At 64.0% G+C, this 22,186-nt stretch carries 20 protein-coding genes and 2 pseudogenes; 13 read left to right on the forward strand and 9 right to left on the reverse strand.

What is annotated here, in order from left to right; genetic code table 11:
• Window positions 1–51: 51 nt before the first annotated feature.
• From CDE01S_RS09895 to CDE01S_RS09930, 8 genes are all read right to left on the reverse strand, one after another.
• Window positions 52–1,302, reverse strand: a complete 1,251-nt coding sequence (locus tag CDE01S_RS09895) for an STY4528 family pathogenicity island replication protein (protein ID WP_059889447.1) — start codon at window positions 1,300–1,302, stop codon at window positions 52–54.
• Between the two features lie 3 nt (window positions 1,303–1,305).
• Window positions 1,306–1,866: a DUF2857 domain-containing protein gene (locus CDE01S_RS09900; protein WP_003454899.1), complete on the reverse strand. Its 561-nt coding sequence runs from the start codon at window positions 1,864–1,866 to the stop codon at window positions 1,306–1,308.
• 12 nt (window positions 1,867–1,878) lie between these two features.
• Window positions 1,879–3,540 carry a ParB family protein gene (locus CDE01S_RS09905; RefSeq protein WP_059889552.1) on the reverse strand — a complete coding sequence of 554 codons (1,662 nt, stop codon included), beginning with the start codon at window positions 3,538–3,540 and terminating at the stop codon, window positions 1,879–1,881.
• A complete protein-coding gene (locus CDE01S_RS09910; protein WP_003454921.1) occupies window positions 3,533–3,790 on the reverse strand; it encodes a hypothetical protein in 258 nt (85 codons plus the stop codon). Before CDE01S_RS09910 ends, CDE01S_RS09905 begins: the two co-directional genes overlap by 8 nt.
• Entirely contained in the window at window positions 3,774–4,640 is an 867-nt protein-coding gene (locus CDE01S_RS09915; RefSeq protein WP_003454923.1) for a ParA family protein, read from the reverse strand. Before CDE01S_RS09915 ends, CDE01S_RS09910 begins: the two co-directional genes overlap by 17 nt.
• A 40-nt stretch (window positions 4,641–4,680) precedes the next feature.
• Window positions 4,681–4,899, reverse strand: coding sequence for an AlpA family transcriptional regulator (locus tag CDE01S_RS09920; RefSeq protein WP_003454927.1), 219 nt, complete (start codon window positions 4,897–4,899; stop codon window positions 4,681–4,683).
• A 141-nt stretch (window positions 4,900–5,040) separates the two neighbouring features.
• Window positions 5,041–5,799 (reverse strand): hypothetical protein, encoded by a 759-nt coding sequence (locus CDE01S_RS09925; RefSeq protein WP_003454930.1) that lies wholly within the window; start codon window positions 5,797–5,799, stop codon window positions 5,041–5,043.
• 539 nt (window positions 5,800–6,338) lie between these two features.
• Window positions 6,339–7,247 carry a LysR family transcriptional regulator gene (locus CDE01S_RS09930; protein ID WP_012761385.1) on the reverse strand — a complete coding sequence of 303 codons (909 nt, stop codon included), beginning with the start codon at window positions 7,245–7,247 and terminating at the stop codon, window positions 6,339–6,341.
• Window positions 7,248–7,386: 139 nt separating this feature from the next.
• On the opposite strand from CDE01S_RS09930, the pseudogene CDE01S_RS09935 reads away from it, so the two are divergent.
• Window positions 7,387–7,816: pseudogene (locus CDE01S_RS09935) on the forward strand (transposase domain-containing protein); the annotation flags it as partial.
• A 91-nt stretch (window positions 7,817–7,907) separates the two neighbouring features.
• Here CDE01S_RS09935 and CDE01S_RS09940 read toward each other — a convergent pair.
• Window positions 7,908–8,221 (reverse strand): annotated as a pseudogene (locus tag CDE01S_RS09940) (IS110 family transposase); the annotation flags it as partial.
• 274 nt (window positions 8,222–8,495) lie between these two features.
• Here CDE01S_RS09940 and CDE01S_RS09945 point away from each other — a divergent pair.
• The 12 genes from CDE01S_RS09945 (at window position 8,496) to kefB-GI (ending at window position 22,174) form a co-directional block, all read left to right on the forward strand.
• Window positions 8,496–8,777 (forward strand): helix-turn-helix domain-containing protein, encoded by a 282-nt coding sequence (locus CDE01S_RS09945; RefSeq protein ID WP_059889445.1) that lies wholly within the window; start codon window positions 8,496–8,498, stop codon window positions 8,775–8,777.
• 35 nt (window positions 8,778–8,812) lie between these two features.
• Window positions 8,813–9,382, forward strand: a complete 570-nt coding sequence (locus CDE01S_RS09950; RefSeq protein WP_059889443.1) for an Hsp20/alpha crystallin family protein — start codon at window positions 8,813–8,815, stop codon at window positions 9,380–9,382.
• 92 nt (window positions 9,383–9,474) lie between these two features.
• The gene (gene clpK, locus CDE01S_RS09955; RefSeq protein WP_059889442.1) at window positions 9,475–12,324 is read left to right on the forward strand and encodes a heat shock survival AAA family ATPase ClpK; all 2,850 of its coding nucleotides are present in this window, start codon (window positions 9,475–9,477) and stop codon (window positions 12,322–12,324) included.
• Between the two features lie 16 nt (window positions 12,325–12,340).
• On the forward strand, window positions 12,341–13,771 hold the full coding sequence (gene cls, locus CDE01S_RS09960) for a cardiolipin synthase (protein ID WP_059889439.1): 1,431 nt from the start codon (window positions 12,341–12,343) through the stop codon (window positions 13,769–13,771).
• 27 nt (window positions 13,772–13,798) lie between these two features.
• Window positions 13,799–15,628: an ATP-dependent zinc metalloprotease FtsH gene (gene ftsH, locus CDE01S_RS09965; protein ID WP_059889438.1), complete on the forward strand. Its 1,830-nt coding sequence runs from the start codon at window positions 13,799–13,801 to the stop codon at window positions 15,626–15,628.
• Between the two features lie 78 nt (window positions 15,629–15,706).
• Window positions 15,707–16,165, forward strand: a complete 459-nt coding sequence (gene hsp20-GI, locus CDE01S_RS09970; RefSeq protein ID WP_059889436.1) for a small heat shock protein sHSP20-GI — start codon at window positions 15,707–15,709, stop codon at window positions 16,163–16,165.
• Between the two features lie 22 nt (window positions 16,166–16,187).
• Complete coding sequence (gene yfdX1, locus CDE01S_RS09975) at window positions 16,188–17,102, forward strand: heat resistance protein YfdX1 (protein WP_059889434.1); 915 nt, start codon at window positions 16,188–16,190, stop codon at window positions 17,100–17,102.
• A gap of 102 nt (window positions 17,103–17,204) precedes the next feature.
• Window positions 17,205–18,092, forward strand: coding sequence for a heat resistance protein YfdX2 (gene yfdX2 / locus CDE01S_RS09980; RefSeq protein WP_059889432.1), 888 nt, complete (start codon window positions 17,205–17,207; stop codon window positions 18,090–18,092).
• A gap of 96 nt (window positions 18,093–18,188) precedes the next feature.
• Entirely contained in the window at window positions 18,189–18,800 is a 612-nt protein-coding gene (gene hdeD-GI, locus CDE01S_RS09985) for a heat resistance membrane protein HdeD-GI (RefSeq protein WP_003285392.1), read from the forward strand.
• Window positions 18,801–18,879: 79 nt separating this feature from the next.
• Window positions 18,880–20,025: a hypothetical protein gene (locus tag CDE01S_RS09990; protein ID WP_066706524.1), complete on the forward strand. Its 1,146-nt coding sequence runs from the start codon at window positions 18,880–18,882 to the stop codon at window positions 20,023–20,025.
• A complete protein-coding gene (trx-GI, locus tag CDE01S_RS09995) occupies window positions 20,015–20,455 on the forward strand; it encodes a heat resistance system thioredoxin Trx-GI (protein ID WP_012761376.1) in 441 nt (146 codons plus the stop codon). Before CDE01S_RS09990 ends, trx-GI begins: the two co-directional genes overlap by 11 nt.
• A gap of 3 nt (window positions 20,456–20,458) precedes the next feature.
• On the forward strand, window positions 20,459–22,174 hold the full coding sequence (gene kefB-GI / locus CDE01S_RS10000; RefSeq protein ID WP_059889426.1) for a heat resistance system K+/H+ antiporter KefB-GI: 1,716 nt from the start codon (window positions 20,459–20,461) through the stop codon (window positions 22,172–22,174).
• Window positions 22,175–22,186: the final 12 nt, after the last annotated feature.

The raw sequence follows: 22,186 nt of genomic DNA on the forward strand, positions 1-22,186 counted from the left end.
AGCCGATGCCTGGAAGGCTTCGTGTCCCAGCTATCCCCTGGGGATAGCTGCTCAGGAATCGCCCAGGGTTGAACGCAGTTTCGCCAGGTAGGCCCGCGCTGCCTCGCGGCCAGGGCCGTTCGGCGCGGGCGGTGGCGGTGCAGACGGTGCCGGTGCGGCTGGCCGTGGCGGCGGCGCAGGCGGCGTCGATGGCGAACCGCCTTCGCCGGCCCAGGCCTTGAACTCGCCGCGGATCGCCTTCTGGATGATGCCGAACAGATAGCCGGCCGGGTTGCGTACCGCGCTGTTGCGGCAGCGCGCATCCCATTCGTCCAACACCGCCTGCCGCAGCGACTCGTCCACCTGCTGCAAGGCCACCATCGCGCCGCTTTGCTGCTCGTCCTTCAAGCGCAGCAGGCGCTCGGGCAGGCGCAGGTGCTGCAACGACTTCGCGCGCGGTACTGTACGTACTTGATTTATACGATCCATACGTACAGTACGGTCCTCCTTCGGATTCCGAAGTGAGCCGTCTGGCGCGGATTTCAGCCCTGCTTCGGATTCCGAAGACGGGCCTTCGAGATTCCGAAGCAGGCCGTCCTGGCCTTCTTCGGATTCGTGATCCACAGGCGCTTGTGGATAACTCGCGTCCGCCCATTCGTTGCGCGCCATGCGCTGTGCCAGCACCTGCAGCCGCGTGGGCAGCGTGCGGCCGTTGAGCATCGGGTCTTCGGCGATCTCGCGCAGGGTGTTCATGCCGACGATCTGCACCGCCTTCGCCGCATGGGTCAGCGCCTGGCCGACCAGGCCGAGGTAGTCGGGGTCGAGCTGCATCGCCTCGAAGGGTGTCAGCGGTTCGTCGTGCAGCATGTAGAGGTTGCTCAGGATGCGCCCGGTCTTCGGGTCGCGGCGCCGTCGCACCAGGCTCAGCCAGCGCGTCAGCCGCAGCAGCGTCAAGGCGCGCGCCACGGTCTCGTGCGAGGCCTGCGCCGCGCAGGGCATCGAGGCGAGGTAGGGGCGAAGCTGGTCGTAGGTCGGGAACGCCGTCACGCCGTCGCTCTGGAGCTGCAGGCGGAGCACCTGCCAGGCGTTGCGCTCCAGCGGCGTCAGGCGCCGGTCGAGGAACAGCGCACGCGGCACGCTCTCGTGCCGGTTGCCGCTGTAGAGGAAGCCGTCGCTGACCGGCGCGGCCGGCGATGCAGCAGCAGCGCCGCGCGGGGCTGGCGGTGTCGGTGGTGCCCGTGGCACCAGTTCCCGCAGCGCGTCGTCGAACAGTGCCGACAGCGCCACGGGGCCATCGCGCCGGGGTGCGCCGCCGGTCGCCATGGCCTACACCAGCCCCTGGTCGATCCAGTTGCGTATCGCCGACCAGATCACCGACATCGGCAGGTTCAAGGTCTCGGCCAGGTCCATGGTCAGCGTCAGCATCGCCACCTCATCGTCCAGCGCGATGCCGCGCTCCATGACGCCGGCCTTCCACTGCTTCCACAGCGCCGTGTCCTGCGCCTCGTCCAGCACCGGATGCCGCCCCTTGCGCTTGGGCAGGCCGAGGATGTCGCGGCGCAGGGCCACCTCCTGGTGCGTAAGCCCGTAGAAGCGGCTGACCATCTCCGTGCTGGCGCCCAGGCGCAGCATGCGGTCGACCGTCGCGATCTCTCGCTCCACGTCGTGCACTTGGCTCAGCAGCCGCTTCAGCACATCGCGGTTCACCGACACCGAACACCACGACACCGTGGCGTTCACCAGCATGCTCACGAGTTCGGGGTGCTTGAGCGCGTCCAGCTCCTCCTCGCCGAAGCCCATCGCCTTGCAGCGCCGCAGTTGCCCATTGCGCAGGTCGTGCAGCGCCTGTGCGATGACGGCCTGGTTGAGCGGATGCGGTGCCGACATGATGGCCTCTGCTCAGGCGCCGTGGCCGGGGTTGCTGGAGGCCGCGCCGGTCTCCAGATCCAGCAGCCGGCGCGCCATGCGCAGCAGCCGGAACAGCTTTACCAGCCCGGCATCGCTCAGGCGCGGATATGCGCCGCCGCCATGCAGCAAGGCCGCCAGGTCGTCGGCCAGCCGGGCGCCATCGAAGCCGGGGGCGGGTCGGGGCGCGGCGCACAGCGCATGCAGCAAGGTCAGCACCGCACACGCGAACGGAGGCAATGCGCGCACCGCCGGGGGCGCCACGCAGACGAAGCCCATGCCGCCTTCGCTGGGTTCGACCTGCCCGGCCACGTCGGCTTCCTCGGCGATCTCGCGCGCGAACTGCGCGATGTGCACCCGCAGCCGATCCGGCACATCCAGGCCGGGCTCGATGTACCAGACATCCGAGATGGGGTAGAGCCCGCCCGCCTGCACAGGGATCGCGCGCAGCGCGTCGGCCTCGAAGTCGGGCAGCTTGTCGCCCATCTGATCGGCCACCATGCGCTGGATGGATTGCAGGCGTTCGGTGGTCGGGGCCGGGGACACGATGTGACCCTGCAGGCGTTCGTCATCCTGCTGCATGCCCTTGTCGCTGGCGGCCGGCGTGGAACCGGCCTGCGCAGCCTGGCCAGGGCCAGGCTCCGACGACTGCACCGAGGGGCCGGGCGGCAGCGAAGGCGGTGACGGTGGTCGCGGTGGCCCGGCCGGCACCGCAGGTCTTGCCGCCTGCAGCGGCGCAGGATCGCTGGTCAATGCGCGCTGCCGGCTCTCGCTGTCGTCGATTTCCAGGCTCAGCGTGTCGTAGTCCGCTTCCAGCAGCTCGGCCATCTGGCCGACCAGCTCGTCCTGCACCCGCTGCGGTGAGAAGTTGTCGGGCTGCGTGTCGAACTGCGCCAGCACGTCCTGGAACAGCGTAGCGAAGTCCATCGACAGGTTGCGCCTCAGGGCACGCCGCTCCCAGGTGCGTTCGCAGGCCTTGCGCAGCACCGCGAGCCGTTCCACCTGATGCCGGCCGAGCCCGCCGTACAGCAGCGTGGGGATCGCCGGGAGCAGGTAGTGCACGGCGTCCTGCATGCGGCTGATGTGCGACTGCGGCAGCGGGAAGCCATCGGCCGTAAGCCGCCGCGCCAGCTCGCTCTGCGACAGCGGCTGGCCGCTGTCCCGCCCCATTTCCTGCTCGTAGAACTCGCGCGCCTTCTCCACGCCCAAGGCCCGCTCGATGAAGCTGAGCCCGCCGCGCAACTCGTTCTCGGCCAGGTGCCCGGTCAGCATCACCACTTCGCCGCGCTGCGGCCACGGGCGGAACAGGCAGGGGATGCGGAAGAACCGTTCGTCTTTCGTCTCGCTCCACAGCTCGCGCAGGATCGCCAGGCGCGTGTTGCCGCCGTTGCGGATGATGTAGTGCGGTTCGCCGGGCCGGCGCGTGATCGCGGGCGGCGCATCGAGCCCGCGTTCGCGGATCGAGGCCTTGATGTCCTCGTAGGCCGGGTTGCGCGTCACGCGCGGGTCGTGGTCGTAGTGGCGCAACTGGTCCAGCGTCACCACCATCGGCGTGTCGGCGATGGGGTCGCTCAGGGCCGCGACCGAAGGGCCGTTGCGCTCGAAGCCCGAGGCCAGCAGATTGGCGGCCATGTCCTGCGGCGTCAGGTCAGCCACGGCCATTCTCCTGAGATGCTGCAACACCCTGGGCCGCCTGTCGGTCGGCGCGGCGAAGCTGCGCACGGGCGTTGCGCTCGGCGCGGTGGTCGCTCGCCGTCGAGCTGGTGTAGATCGGCGCGCAGCCTTGCTTCGTGAACAGCAGGTGCCCGCCGCGGGTGCGCACCACCTTCCAACCTTCTCCCAGGGCGAACTCGATCAGCCCTCGCAGCCGCTTGTGGCCGCGGGCCAGGTCATGTGCGCTGGCCATGGCCGGCCCCTCCCGCGTCGCCTCGGCCGGTGACGAGCGCAAAGCGCTCCTGCCACGCCGGGAACAGCTCGCCGGCCAGCGCGCGCATGGTCTCCAATGCGGCAGGTGCCGTGCGGCCCGCCGGCTGGCGGTATTCCACCCGATGCACCGGCAGTCCGCGCGTCGCGGCGCGCTGATAGGCTTCAATCGCCGGCACGTCGGTGTCCAGCACGCGCACGCCAGGCTGCTCCTGGAATACCTGACGCAGCGCCTGCTGGATCAGCCGCGCATTCGACGACACCGGATGCACGCGGTTGATGAGCAGGTGCAGCGGCGGCGGCTCGATGCCGAGGTGGCGGTACGGCGCGATGTCCTCGATGAGTTGCAGCGTGCCGCGCCGCAGCTCGCGCGCCGCGAGGATTTCCGGCGTCACCGGCGAAAGCGCCAAGTTCGAGGCCAGCACCGCCATCTCCAGCAGCACGCTGCGCGCGCCCTGGGTGTCGATCAGCAGCAGGTCGTAGTGCGGCGCCAGCGTGGGCAGCAGGTGGCGCAGCCGCAATCTGCCATCGGGCGCGTGCAGCAGCAGCGTGTTCAGCTCGCCGCGGTCGTCGTTCGAGAGCACCAGGTCAAGCCGCTCGATCGCGGTGCGCGACACCAGTTGCTCGGCGCGCTGCTCGTTGTAGGCCAGCATCTCGTAGATGCCGGCCGGCGCGCGCTCGGCCAGCGTGAAGTAGCTCGACAGCGTGGGCTGCACGTCCAGGTCCAGCAGCAGCACGCGCAGCCCGGTGTCGGCTGCGAAGCCGCCCAGGTTGGCCGCCGTCGTGGTCTTGCCGACGCCGCCCTTGGTCGAAATGATGGACACCACCTGCATGGGCCTCTCCCGGTTGAATGGCATGTACCGAGGAAAAGCGTCAGGCGCGCTCATCGAGGCGATCGGCGATCCACTGCTCGACCTCCGCCGAGTCCCAGCCCACGGCGCGCACGCCCAAGCGCAGCGCCTTGGGGAACTTGCCTTCTTTCATCAGGCTGTAGATGTGCGCGCGCTTGAAGCCGGTTTTGGCCTCGACTTCGGCGCGACGCAGGATGCGGTGCTCGGCCGGCACTGCCGGCGCGGTGGTCTGCGAAGACATGAGAGACACTCCTTGACGCTCACTGGCGCTGTTCGGAAAGTGCCTCGTATTCAATACACCGCGGTCGCCGAAATCACTGCAATTGCAGAAGCAGCGACTGCAATTGCAGTGCGCCGCATCGGCATCATGCTGGCCGCGTCGTCAGCGCGACGCCTCCAGGTGGCGCCGCGCCTGCGCGAGCTTGCTCCACAGCGTCCGCTCGCTGAGACCCGGCCGCCCCTCATGGTGTGCGATCAGCGCGCTGACCACGGCATCCATGCTGCGGAACGACGAATAGGCCGCGCCTGACGGCGAATTGCCCAGCAGCAGCGTCAGCAGTCCGCCGATGATGTTGAGGTAAGTCGTCTCGCTGCGCAGGCCAGGCTCGCGCGCCTGTTCGTCGTTGGCCGCGCGCGTGGCATGTTCCTTCGCCAGTGCTTCGTGCGCGGTGCGCAGCGTTTCATGCACCAGGGCAAGTTCGGCAAGTTGCGACTTCGCTGCTTCGCGATCGGCCAGCAGAATGTTGAGCGTGTCCACGCTCACCGCCGGATGCACCGCGCGTTCGATGCCGTCAAACAAAAACCCCGGCCGATCGCCGGGGTAGAACTGCGACATCCACGCTTTCAAGTCCACGTGGCGCACGGTCAACTCGGGGTCGTCGAGCGCCGGCCGCTGCGAGTCCAGCACGATGCCGGCCTTGCCACCGGGCAATTCGCCATGCGTCAGCGCGTCGAAGATGCGCTCGGCATACAGGCGCAGCAGCGGCCAGCGCGGGAATTCGCCGGGCTCCGGCATGGCACGCTGCTCCAGCGCTTCCAGAATACGCTGCTCGAAGCGCAGGAGACCGCACCAGCGGACGGCCGCCTCGATCGGTCGGTAGTACGTCTTTGCGCCAAAGGCGTGGCTGCTCGATTTCGGCATAACGCGCTCTTCCCATCGTCGGATCGACACATGGCAAGCGCGCGCGGCCCACATGGGCGCAGCGATTGCCCAAAGAACCCGATAAAGCGCGAGCCGGTCGGCATCGTGGTGGACGTTGGGTGCGGCGATGTCGCCGAGCGTTACGCAGGGGGCAAACCTCCTTGCGGTGCCCGCTACACCTCAACCATAATGCACCTGCGAAAAATCTTGTTACCGGCGCAACGGTCTGAAAAGCCGCGCATCCAAGTTCGATCAGGAAGGGATGCCGCGCTTTACCGGAAAACCAGGGCAAAGTTTTCGTAGGAATACGGGCGGGGTAAAGCGCCAATGCGACTTCCGGCTGAGCCGGTTTGCATCCAGCAAGGGCTCATGCGTTCTGCGTCACTGCTGTGACCTCGACAGCTTGAAGGTGCCTTGCTTGATGCCGGGTGGATAGGCCCGATTCGCCATCCATGCCCGTGACGCAAAAGGTCGGCCGCCGATGCAATGCGGGTCAAGGTCCAGACCGAAAGGGAATCGTACCGTCCAAAATCCCCGCGTCACATCGGGCGTTGATCGGTGCCTTGCGGGCGTCCGACACGCTCCACGCGGTCGATGAACTGCCGCAGCGGCTCCATGATTTCGCCTTCGGGTCGCAGTAGATAGGTCGTCAGCGAAGCGGTCTCGTCGGCCAGCGGCCGCACGACGACATCGGCCTGATGGCAACCCGCCAGATGCGCCGCGCTCGAAAAGCCCACGCCGTAGCCGGCGGCCACGAGGGCCAGCATCAGGGAATGGGTCTTGACGTACTCGGCTACCGTCGGCTGCGCATCCACCGTGCGGAGCAGCCGTTCGCGCTGCCGGCTGCAACCTTCGCATACCTGGGGATCGCACAGCACCAGCGGATAGCTCGCCACTTCCTCCAGCGGCACTTCCTTGAAAGCCAGCAGCGGATGCCTGGCGGGCAAAGCCACCACCAGCGGGTCTCGCCACACCGGCATGGCGACGATGCCGGCGTCCATTTCACCAGCCAATGCAAAACCTGCGTCATACAAGTCGTTGCGCAGTCCGGTCACCAACTGCGCCAGTGGCGTTTCAAATATCCGAATGCCGACCTGTGGTGCCTCCTCGCGGCAAAGCGCAAGCAACGCCGACAAGCGGGCCTGCCCCATGTCACCAGATAGTGCGATGCGCAGCGTGTTCCGCTGGTTCGCTGCGGCGCGTGCCTTGGTCTGCGCTTGCTCGAAGGCCAGCAGTACGCGCCGGGCTTCTTCGAGGAAGACCTGTCCCGCCGGTGTGAGACGAACACTGCGTGGCAAGCGGTTGAGCAGCGGCACCCCTAAATCCGCCTCCATCTGGCGGATCGTGCGCGACAGTGGAGACTGTTCGATGTGCAGCCGTCGAGCAGCCCGGCCGAAGTGCAGTTCCTCGGCTACGGCGATGAAGCAGCGAAGATGGCGTAAGTTCATGCTTTCTCCCTACCGATGTGATCAGTCCATATCATCGTAGGGAGCCGAATAGTGCGGAGGATTCACCTCTGTATCGAGATGAGAGCCATCCTGGGGGGTGATGCTCGGATGCTTTTCGCCCATGTCAGCGCCTACGGCGAAGCTCTCGTTCGAGATCGCCCAGCTGCGACGCCTGAAGTTCGGCAAGAAGAGCGAGCAGCTCGATGCCGAACAACGCGCGCTGTTCGACGAGGCTCTGGACGCCGACCTTGCCGCGGCTGAGGCGCAGCTCCAGGAACTGCTGGGCAAGAAGAAGCCGCCGGCTACGCCTGGCGCGATGCCTAAGCGCACCGCCTTGCCGGCGGACCTGCCGCGCGTGGACTGCCACCACGAGCCCGAGAACACTCGCTGCGCGTGCGGCTGTGCGCTCAAGCGCATCAGCGAGAAGCTGGACAACACACCGGGCGTATTCACGGTAGAGTGCCACATCCGCGGCAAGTGGACCTGCGCACAGGTGCCGAACGCTGACCCAGGCGCCAGTCCCGGCGGAGATCATCGCCAAGGGCATCCCCACCTCCGGGCTGCTCACGTAGGTGCTGGTCGCAAAGGACTCCGACCATCTGCGGCTTACATGGTCGTCCCTAGGCAAGCAGGAATCAGCTGCGTGAGTGAATCGGGAGGTTTGCGCAGCTGATGGGTGGTCAGCAGCGTCTGCGCCGGCGTCTTCACCGGCACGAAGCGCATGTGCGGGCGGGTTGCCCATCGGCCGAATCGTTCTTGCGTCCCTTGACGGCCATGCGGTAGGGCGTGACGAAGTGGCCTGCGATCAGCCGCGCATCCAGCCCATAGCCGCGCAGCTTGCGTGCCCAGTGATGCGCACCGCCGCAGGCCTCCAGGGCCACCAGGCAGCCGGGAGGCAACTGCGCGCACCGGGCCGCAAACTTGTCAGCGGCCAGCGCCTTGGCAACCACCACGCGCGCATCCACCGCATGCACCTAGATAACCCGCTTAGCCAGATCCACCCCGACTCGCGCAATCTCGTTCATGGACTTCCCCTTCACATGGCTACAGATTGACGACTTGGGGAGCACCATCGCGGCGGCAGCCAACATTTGTTTCCTCGCTGCTTACGATTAATTCACATCAATCGGCCAGCAGATCGCTGGATGTTGGCTGTTGACTTTCTGCATGTTAGGTGCAACATTCAGCAAAGTCTTGCAAGAACTTCCTCGAGCGAGGCCGCGTGACGACGGAACTAGTGGGGGTGGTATGACAGCGCGCCAGCAGGCGATCTTCACACTCGACGAGTTGGCTGCCTACTTGAAAGTCGGCAAGCGGACGCTTTACCGGCTCGCCTCGCACGGGGAGATTCCGGCCTTCAAGGTCGGCGGGACGTGGCGGTTTCGTCAAAGTGAAATCGATCGATGGATCAATGATCAGACCCAAGCAGGCAGAAAGAAGGAGGTGATACGTACAGATGAGCAGCCGAAGTCAGCGAAACATCCCGTGTTGCCTGGGCGCGCTATCCATAGCCGCAGGCAAACGGAGTGAGCGAGATTCTTCAATTTTTCTGCTGGAGGTGTGACATGGACATTGATTTCAAGAAATTGGCTCCCTGGAACTGGTTCAAAAAGGAGCAGGAAGAACAACAGAGCACCGCCTCACTGCCGGTGCAGCGCAATGACCTGCCGGCGGCAGGCGGGCCGGTCAGCCCCATCCTGCAATTGCATCGCGAAATCGATCGCCTGTTCGATGATGCGTTCCGGGGCTTCGGTTTCCCGGCGCTGGCCTTGCCGCGCTGGCCGGCGGACTGGCCGGGCATGCTGAAGCCGGCGCTGGACATCCAGGAAACAGACAAGCAGTACAAGATTTCTTTGGAGGTTCCCGGCGTCGAGGAAAAGGACATTCAGATCACGCTCGATAACGATGTGTTGCTGGTGCGCGGTGAAAAGCGCCAGGAGCAGGAAACCAAAGACGGTGGTTTCCACCGGGTGGAGCGCTCCTACGGCAGCTTTCAGCGCGCTCTGAACCTGCCGGCCGATGCCAACCAGAACACGATCAAGGCCGCTTTCAAGAACGGCGTGCTCACGATCACGATGGAAAAGCGCGAGGCCAGTGCGCCCAAGCAGGGCCGCTCGATCCCGATCAACGGCTGACGCTGGTCGGCTCGCTTTTCTCAAAACCACAATAGGATGAGGCGCCGTGATCGGCGGCGTCTCATCAAATCCATCTTTACAGGAGCATCAGCATGGCCAGAAAACAATGCCAAGTCTGCGGCCAGCCCGCCACGGTGCGGGTGGAAGCCAATCTCAATGGTCGCCACAGCACCATGCTGTTGTGTGACGATCACTATCGCCAATTGGTGCGCCAGCAAAAGCGCACCGTCTCGCCGCTCGAAGCCTTGTTCGGCTCGCGCAGCGGCCTGTTCGAAGACTTCCTTGGCAGCGACTTCTTCCGCATCGGTGACGACGCACCGTCCATGGCGGCCGATACCGACGAGGTGGTCGATGCCTCGTTCGGCGAACCCGCCCCGGCTGCTACGGGCACTGCGCGCCGTCGCGGCAGTGGCCTCGCCAGCCGCATCAGCGAACAGTCCGAGGCTTTGTTGCAGGAGGCCGCCAAACATGCCGCCGAGTTTGGCCGCCCCGAAGTCGATACCGAACACCTGCTGCTGGCGCTGACCGACAGCGACGTGGTCAAGACCATCTTAGGGCAGTTCAAGATCAAGGTCGATGACCTCAAGCGGCAGATCGAATCCGAAGCCAAGCGTGGCGACAAGCCGTTCGAAGGCGAGATCGGCGTGTCGCCACGTGTCAAGGATGCGCTCAGCCGTGCCTTCGTGGCCTCCAACGAGTTGAGTCATTCCTATGTGGGGCCAGAGCACTTTCTGATCGGCCTGGCCGAAGAAGGCGAAGGCTTGGCAGCCAACCTGCTGCGCCGCTACGGGCTCACGCCGCAGGCGCTGCGCCAGCAGGTGAGCAAGGTGGTCGGCAAGGGGGCCGAGGACGGCCGTGCCGAGACGCCGACCAATACGCCGGAACTCGAAAAGTATTCGCGCGACCTCACCAAGATGGCGCGCGAGGGCAAGCTCGATCCGGTCATCGGCCGCGCGCAGGAGATCGAGACGACCATCGAAGTGCTGGCCCGGCGCAAGAAGAACAACCCGGTGCTGATCGGCGAGCCCGGCGTCGGCAAGACCGCCATCGTCGAAGGGCTGGCGCAGCGCATGGTCGCCGGCGAAGTGCCCGAGACGCTGCGCGACAAGCGCCTGGTGGAACTCAACATCAATGCCATGGTGGCCGGCGCCAAGTACCGCGGCGAGTTCGAGGAGCGCGTGCAGAAGGTGCTCAAGGAAGTGACCGAGCACCAGGGTGAGCTGATTCTCTTCATCGACGAGGTGCACACCATCGTCGGTGCCGGCCAGGGTGGCGGCGAAGGCGGGCTGGACGTGGCCAACGTGTTCAAGCCGATGATGGCGCGCGGCGAACTGAACCTGATCGGCGCCACCACGCTCAACGAGTATCAGAAGTACATCGAGAAGGACGCCGCGCTGGAGCGTCGCTTCCAGCCGGTGATGGTGCCCGAGCCGACGGTGGCGCAGACCATGATGATCCTGCGCGGCCTGCGCGACACCTTCGAGGCGCACCACAAGGTCAGCATCACCGAGGATGCGATCATCGCCGCCGCCGAGTTGTCGGACCGCTACATCACCGCGCGCTTTTTGCCGGACAAGGCCATCGACCTGCTCGACCAGGCTGCCGCACGCGTGAAGCTGTCGGCCACGGCCCGCCCGGTGGCGGTGCAGGAGCTGGAGTCCGAACTGCACCAGTTGCGGCGTGAGCAGGACTACATGGCCTCGCGCAAGCAATACGACAAGGCCGCCGAGCTGGGCAAGCACATCGAGGCCAAAGAGGCCGAACTCAAGAAGCTTGTCGAGGAATGGGAACGCGAGCGCGCCTCGGGCAGCGCCGAAGTCAAGGCCGAGCATGTCGCGCAGATCGTCTCGCGCCTGACCGGCATTCCGGTCAACGAGCTGACGGTGGAAGAACGCGAGAAGCTGCTGCATCTGGAGCAGCGGCTGCACGAGCGCCTGGTGGGCCAGGACGAAGCTGTGCGCGCGGTGGCCGATGCCGTGCGGTTGTCGCGCGCGGGCCTGCGCGAAGGCGGCAAGCCAGTGGCCACCTTCCTGTTCCTCGGGCCGACGGGTGTGGGCAAGACCGAACTCGCCAAGGCGCTGGCCGAGTCCATCTATGGCGATGAAGGTGCGCTGCTGCGCATCGACATGTCCGAGTACGGTGAACGCCATACCGTGGCACGCCTGGTGGGCGCGCCTCCGGGTTATGTCGGCTATGACGAGGGCGGCCAGCTGACCGAGAAGGTGCGTCGCAAGCCCTACAGCGTGTTGCTGCTGGACGAGATCGAGAAGGCTCACCCCGACGTCTACAATATCCTGCTGCAGGTGTTCGACGACGGGCGGCTCACCGATGGCAAGGGCCGGGTGGTGGATTTCACCAATACCATCATCATCGCCACCTCGAACTTGGGCTCGGACATCATCCAGCGTCGGCTGAAGGCCCGTGGCGCCGCCGGCGAGGAATACGAGAAGACCAAGTCCGAGGTGATGGACGTGCTGCGCGGACACTTCCGCCCCGAGTTCCTCAACCGCATCGACGAGATCATCGTCTTCCATGCGCTGGGCAAGGAGGAGATCCGCCATATCGTCGGCCTGCAGCTCGATCGTGTGGCCCGCAACGCCGCCAGCCAGGGCGTGACGCTGACCTTCGATCAGACCTTGATCGACCACTTCGCGGAGGAAGGCTACAAACCCGAGTTCGGCGCGCGCGAGCTCAAGCGGCTGATCCGCAGCGAGCTGGAGACGACACTGGCGCGCGAGATGCTGGGTGGCAGTATCGGCAAGGGCGATCACGCCAGCGCCCGCTGGGACGACAAGGCCGAACGGGTGGTCTTCGAGCGCCAGGAGCCACCCGCGAAGCCGGCCGAGCCTGAGAAGCCCGATGCCGCGAACGCGGCCGAGACGCCGCCTAGCGACGAGAGCAAGCCTGCGCGCAAGAAGAAGTCAGCGGGCGGCGAATCTTGAGCGATGGGAGGCTGTCGTGTCCGACCCCAACGGGCTGACATGGGCAGCCACCCTCGTGTCGCTGGCGGTCGCTATCCCCACAGCGGGGCACGCGGTCATCTACAAGCGTGACCCTCGATCGGCCACGCTGTGGGTGCTGCTGATCGCGCTGTTGCCGCTGGGCGGTTCGCTGCTGTATGGGCTGTTCGGCATCAACCGTTACGAGCGGCGGGCGCGGCGGCTGTTTCCGGGGGCAGATCCTGCTGTTCGGCAAGACCTCTCGCCCACGATGCCCGGGGCTGTATCGCCGCCACTTGCCGGTCTGGCCCACCTGGTGGGACGCGCCACCGGCCAGTCGCTGACCGGCGGCAACCGCATCGAGCCGCTTGTCGATGGCGAGCAGGCCTACCCGGCCATGCTCGCCGCCATCGAATCGGCGCGGTACAGCGTCGCCTTGGCCTCGTACATCTTCGACAGCCAAGGCATTGGGGCGCAGTTCGTCGATGCGCTGCGCCGGGCTCATGAGCGCGGCGTGCAAGTGCGGGTGCTGATCGACGACGTGTATGCCCGCTGGACGCCCCGCAGCGCCTACCGCGCCTTGCAGCGCGCCGGCGTTCCGGCGGCGACGTTCAACCCGACATTGATTCCCGCGCGCCTGCATGCCGCGCATCTGCGCAATCACCGCAAGCTGCTGGTGATCGATGGCGAGACGGGTTTCACCGGCGGCATGAACATCTTCAGCCCGTATTGGCGGCCCGATGCGCCGGGCCAGGCCTGTCACGATTTGCACTTTCGTCTGCGCGGGCCGGTGGTTGCGCATCTGATGCGGTGCTTCACCGACGATTGGTGCGATACCACGGGCGAGCGGCTCAGCAAGGGTTACTGGGGCGAACCGCCCGTAACGGCTGATGAGCCGGGAACCAGTTGGGCGCGCGGCATCGAGGCCGGTCCCGATGAGGCCCTGGACCGGATGCGCTGGACCTTCATGGGCGCTTTGAGCGCCGCGAAGCATTCGGTGCGCATCTGGACACCGTATTTCGTGCCCGATCAGCCGATGATCGCGGCGCTGAGCACGGCCGCGTTGCGCGGCGTGCGCGTCGAGGTGCTGACGCCCGCAAACGGCGACCATCCCACGGTGCAATGGGCCGCGCGCGCCCTCTACTGGCAGGTGCTGGAGCACGGTGTACGCATCTTCGAACGGCCGGGCCCGTTCGACCACAGCAAGCTGATGCTGATAGACGGAGCGTGGTGCTGCCTGGGTTCGGCCAATTGGGATGCGCGCAGCCTGCGCCTCAACTTCGAGTTCAATGTGGAGGTGTACGACACCGCGTTGTCTACGCGGCTGGAATCCCTTTTTGATGCCGCCCGTGATGCATCGAACGAGATATCGGCCATGGCGTTGCGGGCCCGCCCGCTGGCCATCCGCTTGCGCGACGGGGTGGCCCGTCTGTTCACCCCCATTCTCTAGCGGCACGACTTGTGAGGAACATGGCCCATGGAAAAGAAAGATCAATGGAACATTGGCTACTGGATCGTCGCCGGCCTGTTGCTGCTGACGCTGCAGAACTACTGGCAGGCGGCGAAGACCGTCGAGCCCGTGCCCTACAGCGAATTCGAGAAGGCGCTGGCCGAGGGGCGCGTCGCCGAAGTGCTGGTGTCGGACCGCACGGTCACCGGACGCCTGAAATCGCCGGACAGCCGGGACAAGACCACCATCGTGGCCACCCGTGTCGAACCCGACCTGGCCGAGCGGCTGTCCAAGTACGACGTGCCCTATGCGCGGGTGGTGGAGAGCACCTGGCTGCGTGATGTGCTGTCCTGGATTCTGCCGGCGGTGGCCTTCTTCGGCGTCTGGTTCTTCCTGTTCCGCCGCTTTGCCGAGAAGCAGGGCATGGGTGGTTTCCTGAGCATCGGCAAGAGCCGCGCCAAGGTGTTCATGGAGAAGAACACCGGCGTCACCTTCGCCGATGTCGCTGGCGTCGATGAAGCCAAGGCGGAGTTGGTTGAGATCGTCGATTTCCTCAAGAATCCGCAGGAGTATGGACGGCTCGGGGCGCGCATTCCCAAGGGCGTGTTGCTGGTCGGCCCACCGGGCACCGGCAAGACATTGCTGGCCAAGGCTGTTGTCGGCGAGGCGGCGGTGCCCTTCTTCTCCATCTCCGGATCAGAGTTTGTCGAGATGTTCGTCGGCGTGGGTGCAGCGCGCGTGCGCGACCTGTTCGAGCAGGCCCGCGGGCAGGCGCCGGCCATCATCTTCATCGACGAGCTCGATGCGCTGGGCCGCGCGCGCGGCGTCGGCGGCCCCATCGGCGGCCACGACGAGCGCGAGCAGACCCTCAACCAGCTGCTCACGGAGATGGACGGCTTCGACAGCTCGGTCGGGCTGATCATCCTCGCCGCCACCAACCGCCCCGAAATCCTCGACCAGGCGCTGCTGCGCGCCGGTCGCTTCGACCGTCAGGTGCTGGTGGACCGGCCCGACAAGAAGGGACGGCTGGACATCCTGAAGGTTCATGTCAAGAAGGTGACGCTGGCCCAGGATGTAGACCTCGAACAGGTAGCCGCACTGACCACGGGCTTTTCTGGTGCCGACCTAGCCAACCTGGTTAACGAAGCGGCGCTGGCTGCCACCCGGCGCAAAGCCCGTGCGGTCGAGCTGCAGGACTTCACTGCAGCGATCGAACGCATCGTCGCCGGCTTGGAGAAGCGCAACCGTGTCCTCAACCCGAAGGAGCGCGAGACGGTGGCCTATCACGAGATGGGCCATGCCTTGGTGGCGCTGGCGCTACCAGGCACAGACCCGGTACACAAGATATCGATCATTCCGCGCGGCATCGGCGTACTGGGCTACACGCTGCAACGCCCCACCGAGGACCGGTTCCTGATGACGCGCGCCGATCTGGAGCACAAGATCGCCGTACTGTTGGGCGGGCGCGCCGCAGAGAAGTTGGTGTTTGGCGAACTGTCGACCGGTGCCGCAGACGATCTGGCGCGAGCCACCGACATCGCGCGCGACATGATCACCCGCTTTGGCATGGACGAGGGGCTCGGCTACATCGCGTTTGAGGCGCAGCGGCCGCGTTTTCTCGACGTCCCCGAGCTGGCCCACGGCGGCTGCCGGGTGGCCGAATCGACCCAGGCGCGCATCGATCAGGCCATCCGCGACATCGTGATGGGCGTGTTCGAGCGCGCCTACCGGATCCTCGACACCAACCGCGCGGTGCTGGAGCGTTGTGCGCGCGAACCGCTGGCGCGGGAAACGCTCGACGAGAACGACATCCTTCAATTGACCCAAGGACTTGTTCTTGATGGAAACCAAAAGTAGTAGGCGCTATTCAGAGTGAGCCGGCGGCTCTGTTCGTTGCGTCATCCAATTCGCCGGCATTGTTCAAGGAGAACCGATATGTCTGCATTGACTCCGTGGGACCCCTTCCGGGAACTGGATGAATTGCAAAACCGCCTGGCGACGATGTTGGGACGGCCCCCCCAGCGACAGGGCGCCCGTACTGGCAACGAAGCCATGACCACGGCGGACTGGGAACCAATGGTGGACATCAGCGAGGATGAGAACGTATTCCTCCTCAAGCTGGATCTGCCGGAGGTCCCCAAGGATGCCGTGCGCGTCAGCGCGGAAAACGGCGTGCTCACCATCAGCGGCGAGCGCAAACTGGAAAAAGAGGAGCAGGGCAAGAAGTTCCACCGCATCGAACGTGCTTATGGCCGCTTTGTGCGCAGCTTTGTCTTGCCTGACAACATTGATCCGACCAAGGTGACGGCTTCGATGAAAGACGGCGCACTGGAAGTGCGGCTTGTCAAGGCCGAGCAAGCCAAACCGAAACAGATTGAAATCTCAGTCAACTAACTTTACTTAGGAGCCCAATATCATGAATATCAAACAGCCCCAATCAACCTTCTCCGCACTTGCCCTGGCGGTCGTCGTCGGACTGAGCGGACCAGCCCAGGCCCAATCGGCGGCAGGTTCTAGCCCAGGTGCTGCAGCCCCCTCTGCCGCTTCCAAGGCGGCGCAGCCACAGGTAGATGACAAGGCCGCCCGGGAAGCCGAAAAAAAGCGTGCTGAGCTCACTCAGGACGCCATCACGGCGCTCACCAAGACCCAGGAGGCTTTGACACTTCTTGATGCAAAGAAGACCAAGGAGGCGCTCGCTGCGCTGGAACTGGCCAGCGGAAAGCTGGAACTGGTATTGGCACGCGACGCCAAACTTGCTTTGGCGCCGGTCCATGTACGCGTCATCACCCGCGATATCCACGCCAACGTGGAAACGGTGAAGAAAGCGGTCAAGTTGTCTCGGGAGTTGTTGGGTGATGGCGAGGTGCAAAAGGCCCGGCCCATCGTCGCCAATCTGGCCAGCGAAATCGTGATCGAAACCGACAACCTGCCGATGGCAACGTACCCGGCAGCGATCAAGTCGGCCGCACGGCTCATCGACAGCGGCAAGATCGACGACGCCAAGGCGGAACTCGCCCGCGCACTGAACACGCTGGTGGTGACCTCGGTCGCCTTTCCTCTGCCCGTGCTACGGGCTGAAGCCGCGATGGCAAAAGCTGAAAAGCTGGCCGAGACCGACAAGCGCGATGCCAAGCAGAACGAGGAGCTCAGCACCTTACTGTCGTCCGTGCGCACGGAGATCGAAATGGCGCAGATCCTGGGTTATGGCAAGAAGGCGGATTTCAAACCCATCTTCGATCAGGTGAAGTCCATTGAGCAAAAGTCGGCTGGTGGCAAAAGCGGCAAGGGATGGTTCGACGAGTTGAAGACGCGCCTCCAAAAGCTGTTTTGAGGTGATGAAGGGGCCGACTGTTCGGTCGGTCAGTCTCGCGATGTTCGCAGTCAGCCCCAATAGATTCGCCTATTTTCACTAACTCATACGAGGCATATCATCATGAATGAGCAAACATCGAATCCCAATGCGACGAACAAAGAAATAAACGAACAGGCCGCGGTAAGCAGCCTTCCTGTCAGTCCACAGGCCAAGCCTGAAGTCGTCACGGAGGTACAGCCTGAGGTTCAGAAGGAAACGGACTCGCAGGCGGCAGACAAACGTAAACAAGTCCTCGATGAGGCCGTCTCGGCCTTGGCGCTGACCAAATCAGCGCTGGCCGCACTTGACGGCAAGGACGCTGCACGCGCATTGGCAACGCTGGCCGAAGTGACGGGAAAGCTGGAGCTGATCGTCGCGCGCGAACCCACGCTTGCCCTGGCCCCCGTTGATGTGCGCACCATCGTGCACGACTTGTTCGCCAACACGGAAACCATTGAGGCGATGACCGACGAGGCGCTGGATGCCCTCAAACATGGCGAGGTGCAACAGGCACGTCACGTGCTGGCTTTGCTGGCCAGTGAAATCGTGATCGCGGTCACCAACATCCCTCTGGCGTCCTATCCCGCAGCCGTGAAGTCAGTCGTGCCGCTGATCGATCAGGGCAAGATTGAAGAAGCCAAAGCCGCGCTGCAGGCAGCGCTCAGCACGCTGGTCGAGACGCGCAGCGTGCATCCGCTGCCCGCCCTGCGCGCCAGGCTGCTCCTGAAGCGCGCCGAGACCTTGGTAGAAGATGGTCAGCGGAGCGAAGCGTCCAATGAGCGCCTGGAGACATTATTGAACGAAGCGCGGCAGCAGTTGGAAATGGCAGAACTGCTGGGCTATGGAAAGAAGAAGGACTTTGAGCCCCTGTATGCCGAACTCAAGAAAGTCAAGCAAAAGACGGCTGGGGGAGGCGGCGGAAAAGGCTGGCTCGATGAAATCAAGGCAAAGCTGTCCAAGTTGTTCTGAAACCGCTGGATAGGGCGTAAGAGGGGCGCGTCGCGCCCCTCTCTTGGCTCAGGAGTGTTTGCTTTTTCACCCCATTAGATCTTTAGGAGATATAGCATGAATACAGATACCATCACCGATTCCAGTGCGGATGAGCCCACCAAAACACTGTGTTCATTGACCGAAAATTGGTGGATTTTTGCGTTGCGCGGTGTCTTGGCATTGATTTTCGCAGCCCTTGCGTTCTGGATGCCACAATCGGCTCTGTTGGCCATGACCTTAGTGTTCGGCGCATTTTCCTTGGTCAATGGCGCTTTCAACTTGGTTGCAGCGGTGCGCCATATCCAGAAAAAAGAGCGCTGGGGCTGGCTGCTGTTCAGCGGCATTGTCGGCATACTTACCGGCGTCGTCGTCCTGGTTGCTCCTTGGGTCGCCACGATGGTCATGGCTTCTTTTTTATGGGCTAGCGTGGGGTTCTGGGCGATTTTCACCGGTGTGCTGGAGATATCCGCCGCCGTTCGGCTGCGTCAAGAAATCAAGGGTGAAATCTGGCTTGCCTTCAGTGGACTGCTCTCGATTGTCCTTGGCGCTATCGTCTTGTGGATATTTTTTTCCCGTCCGGTCGAGTCATTCCTGGCCGCAGGCTGGCTGTTGGGCTTCTATGCGGCAGTCTATGGTGTCACGCTTTTGTTCTTGAGTTGGCGTCTTCGCAAAACGCGCCAGGGATAAGAGCGGGTCAAACTAAATTCTATGGATATGAGCATTTTCGGTTCGTGCCTCCATAGAAATGACATCAAAGGAGTCATATATGCAGATGCAATATAGCTATCGAGCTATCGACAAAGAGTTTCATGAACCATGGCAGAGAGCTTTGGGAAATGTGATCGAGCACGCCCTCAAGCCATTGCTCGACAAACACACTAAAGATTCAGTGCGACTTCAAATCGTCCTTGATCGCGACAAGACCAAGCGGCAATTTCTGGCCAGTGGCTATATGCACCTGCCCGGCAAAAAGATTGTCAGCGTTACTGCATCACATGACGAGCTGACGCCCCTCGCGCAGATGCTCGCACAGTCGTTGTTCCGTCAGGCCAAGAAGCATTTTGACCGGCTGCATGCTCAGGACCAAATCAAGCGCAAAGCACGACGCGAGCGCTTGCGCGAGCTCAAGGTGCGAATTGCCGCAAAACCCGCGTCAGCCGCCCATGAGGCCAAAGTGACCCGAATGCCTCTACTGTCGAAACTTGAGGCTGTCGCAAGGCGTGAGCTGGCTTATCTGCGTGCCGTCGGCGATTTACCGCGCGATTATCCGACGCTGCGCGACGTGGTGGATGAAGCGATTGTCCAAGCTGAGGTGGAATGGCAATCCGTGCCGGAAGAAAAAGCGGCTTACTTCGGTCTTCTGAAGCATCTGTTCGCCGTCCTGGATCACGAAGTGGCAAACAGCCGGCAATTTGGCGAATTCGTTTCTCTGGACGCGCCGGTCGAAGCGGATGCCCAGGACGTCGCCGAGGCCATGGTGGAAGAGGAAGTCTTCGAATTTTATCAGCCCGATGACACACTCAGGCTGGCCGATATCATCGCTGACAGTCAGCATCCCGATGCCGCAACGATCGCGGAACAGGAGGAGCTAGTTGATCGGTCGAGCGAGTTCGCTTTTGCATTCGACCTGCTGAAGGACATGCCGCGTTTGTGGCGGCGCATTTTTCTGCTTATCCGTGTGGACGGGCTGGATGCCAGCAGCGTCTCTGAAATCCTGCTGATTCCTAGTCAGGAAGATACTGTCCAAAGGTGGCTGATGCAGGCCGAAGCGTTCATCGCTGCTCATTTGGAAGAGGCCGGAGTAAGCATAGACGGGAACGATTGGCTCCAAGTCGTTGATTGGTCGGCATTGTCTGTGACCCGAAGCGCGGCAGCCTCACTGTGGTCCAAGGAGGCGAACCATGAAGAATGATCTTCACCTCGTCTGTCCGCATTGCCAGTCCATCAACCGCGTACCGACTGCGAAGCTATCGGAACATCCCAACTGCGGCCGCTGCCAGCAGCCCTTGTTCACGGGCGAACCCATCGAGTTGACCACGGCGACGTTCTCGCGCCACGTGGAGCGCAGCGACCTGCCACTGTTGGTCGATTTCTGGGCACCTTGGTGCGGGCCGTGCAAGATGATGGCCCCGCAGTTCCAGCAAGCGGCGCGCCAGCTCGAACCCAGGGTCAGGCTGGCCAAGGTCAATACCGAGGCAGAACCCCACCTGGCCGCGCAGTTCGGCATCCGCAGCATTCCGACGCTCGCCCTGTTCCAGGGTGGGCGGGAGATCGGGCGTCAGGCCGGCGCCTTGGGCGCGCAGGACATCGTGCGCTGGGCATCTGCACAGGTGGGGCGCTGACCGATGCAGGACTTGTTCGGCGCCACCCTGATCCTGCTGGCGGCATGCAGCCTCGCGGCGGTGGCGACGGCGGCGTTCAGAGTACCCGCCTTGCTGGGTTACCTCGCCGTCGGCGCCTTGCTGGGCCCTTCGGTCAGCAGTGTAGTCGCGCCGGGAGAAGCGCTTGATTTTCTGTCCGAGCTGGGAGTGGCGCTACTGCTGTTCATGGTCGGACTGGAATTCTCCCTCGGGCACTTTTGGCTCACTCGCAAGACCGTACTGGTGGCTGGCAGTTTGCAGATGGTCGTTGTGGCCGCACCTCTGACCCTGATGCTGATGGGGTTGGGGCAGCCAGCTCAGAGCGCTGCGCTGCTCGGCGCTGCGGCGGCCATGTCTTCCACGGCGCTGGTCAGCCGGCAGTTGGCCGACCAGGGTGAACTCACCACACGCCATGGCCGCAGCGCCATCGCCGTGCTGGTCTTTCAGGATCTGGCCAGCGTGCCCCTGTTGGCCTTGCTGGCGATCTGGGCGCGCGGCGAGTCGCCGAAGGTCGAGAGCATGCTGCTCGAAGTGTTGGGCGTGCTGGTGTTGTTCGCAGCAGCGGCGGTTGCTTCGCGCTGTCTGTTGCATGGCCTGCTGGGCTGGGTGGCTCGCCAAGGTCATGAGGAAGCGTTCATGCTCGCCTCCTTGTGTGTGGTCGTGGCCGCGGCCGCCGCTGCGCACGCCGTCGGCGTATCCGCCGCCCTGGGCGCGTTTCTGGCCGGGATGGTGCTGGGCGAGAGCGACGTCCGGCACCACATGGAAAACCACCTCAAACCGTTTCGCGATGTGTTGTCGGGGGTGTTCTTCGTGACTGTCGGCCTGCAGCTGGACGGAGCACAGATTCTTTCGGCACCGCTGACGGTGTTGGCGTGGCTGGCAGTGCTGGTACCGGTCAAGATCGGGCTCAACACCCTGGCCTTGCGGGCGACGCGCTTGTCCGCCCTCGATGCCTGGCGCACGGGCATAGCGTTGGGGCATGGCGGCGAGTTCGCCCTGCTGTTGTTGGGCATGGTCTTGCAGCAGCATCTGATCCCCGCGACCGTCGTACAACCCATGCTAGTTGCGCTGGTGCTCAGCATGGCCCTGGCACCGCTACTGATCCGCCATCACGATGTACTTGCCCGGTTCTTGAGCCGCACCGGCGGCGTCATTCAGCCACCCCAGGCTGAAGAAGTCGAGATCGCCGCGCAGACGGCGCGATATCGAGACCATGTCATCGTTTGCGGCGCGGGCGAGCTTGGCCTGACAGTCAGCGAGATTCTTCGCCACGCCGGCGTGGCGCATCTGCTGCTGGAGGCGGACGCGCAGAAGGTCGAGGCCGCGCGTGCCGCCGGCGCGCCGGTGTTCCATGGCGATGCCAGTCGGCCCGATACCTTGCTGGCTGCCGGCTTGACGCATGCGCACATGGTGGTGCTGACGTTCGCCCATGCCCAGCAAGCGTTGCGCATCGCCCAGGCGATTGCCGAGCGCCGTCCGGCGCTGACCTTGTGGGTGTCATGCAGAAGTACGACCGCGGCCGATGCATTTCGCGCCATGCCCAACGTGCGCGTGTACCAGCAATCCTTTGCCGCAGCTATTGGGCTGGCGGAACAGGTGATGTCGACGCTTGGCATGTCGACCGAGCTGATTGAAGGACACATCAGCGCAATGCGCCGCCGTCTCGACAGCAGCCGTTTTCCAGGGAGTTCATCGTCATGAAATCAACACGCC

Origin of the sequence: Curvibacter delicatus NBRC 14919 (assembly GCF_001592265.1) — a bacterium.
Classification (GTDB): Bacteria; Pseudomonadota; Gammaproteobacteria; order Burkholderiales; family Burkholderiaceae_C; genus Hylemonella; species Hylemonella delicata.

Bases quoted from the DNA above. Each gene is read 5' to 3' on its own strand.
- CDE01S_RS09920 (WP_003454927.1), bottom strand. From the start codon at position 4,899: ATGTCTTCGCAGACCACCGCGCCGGCAGTGCCGGCCGAGCACCGCATC.
- CDE01S_RS09950 (WP_059889443.1), top strand. From the start codon at position 8,813: ATGGACATTGATTTCAAGAAATTGGCTCCCTGGAACTGGTTCAAAAAG.
- CDE01S_RS09895 (WP_059889447.1), bottom strand. From the start codon at position 1,302: ATGGCGACCGGCGGCGCACCCCGGCGCGATGGCCCCGTGGCGCTGTCG.
- hdeD-GI (WP_003285392.1), top strand. From the start codon at position 18,189: ATGAATACAGATACCATCACCGATTCCAGTGCGGATGAGCCCACCAAA.
- yfdX2 (WP_059889432.1), top strand. From the start codon at position 17,205: ATGAATGAGCAAACATCGAATCCCAATGCGACGAACAAAGAAATAAAC.
- clpK (WP_059889442.1), top strand. From the start codon at position 9,475: ATGGCCAGAAAACAATGCCAAGTCTGCGGCCAGCCCGCCACGGTGCGG.
- CDE01S_RS09915 (WP_003454923.1), bottom strand. From the start codon at position 4,640: ATGCAGGTGGTGTCCATCATTTCGACCAAGGGCGGCGTCGGCAAGACC.
- CDE01S_RS09945 (WP_059889445.1), top strand. From the start codon at position 8,496: ATGACAGCGCGCCAGCAGGCGATCTTCACACTCGACGAGTTGGCTGCC.
- CDE01S_RS09925 (WP_003454930.1), bottom strand. From the start codon at position 5,799: ATGCCGAAATCGAGCAGCCACGCCTTTGGCGCAAAGACGTACTACCGA.
- ftsH (WP_059889438.1), top strand. From the start codon at position 13,799: ATGGAAAAGAAAGATCAATGGAACATTGGCTACTGGATCGTCGCCGGC.
- kefB-GI (WP_059889426.1), top strand. From the start codon at position 20,459: ATGCAGGACTTGTTCGGCGCCACCCTGATCCTGCTGGCGGCATGCAGC.
- yfdX1 (WP_059889434.1), top strand. From the start codon at position 16,188: ATGAATATCAAACAGCCCCAATCAACCTTCTCCGCACTTGCCCTGGCG.
- trx-GI (WP_012761376.1), top strand. From the start codon at position 20,015: ATGAAGAATGATCTTCACCTCGTCTGTCCGCATTGCCAGTCCATCAAC.
- CDE01S_RS09910 (WP_003454921.1), bottom strand. From the start codon at position 3,790: ATGGCCAGCGCACATGACCTGGCCCGCGGCCACAAGCGGCTGCGAGGG.
- hsp20-GI (WP_059889436.1), top strand. From the start codon at position 15,707: ATGTCTGCATTGACTCCGTGGGACCCCTTCCGGGAACTGGATGAATTG.
- CDE01S_RS09930 (WP_012761385.1), bottom strand. From the start codon at position 7,247: ATGAACTTACGCCATCTTCGCTGCTTCATCGCCGTAGCCGAGGAACTG.
- CDE01S_RS09990 (WP_066706524.1), top strand. From the start codon at position 18,880: ATGCAGATGCAATATAGCTATCGAGCTATCGACAAAGAGTTTCATGAA.
- CDE01S_RS09900 (WP_003454899.1), bottom strand. From the start codon at position 1,866: ATGTCGGCACCGCATCCGCTCAACCAGGCCGTCATCGCACAGGCGCTG.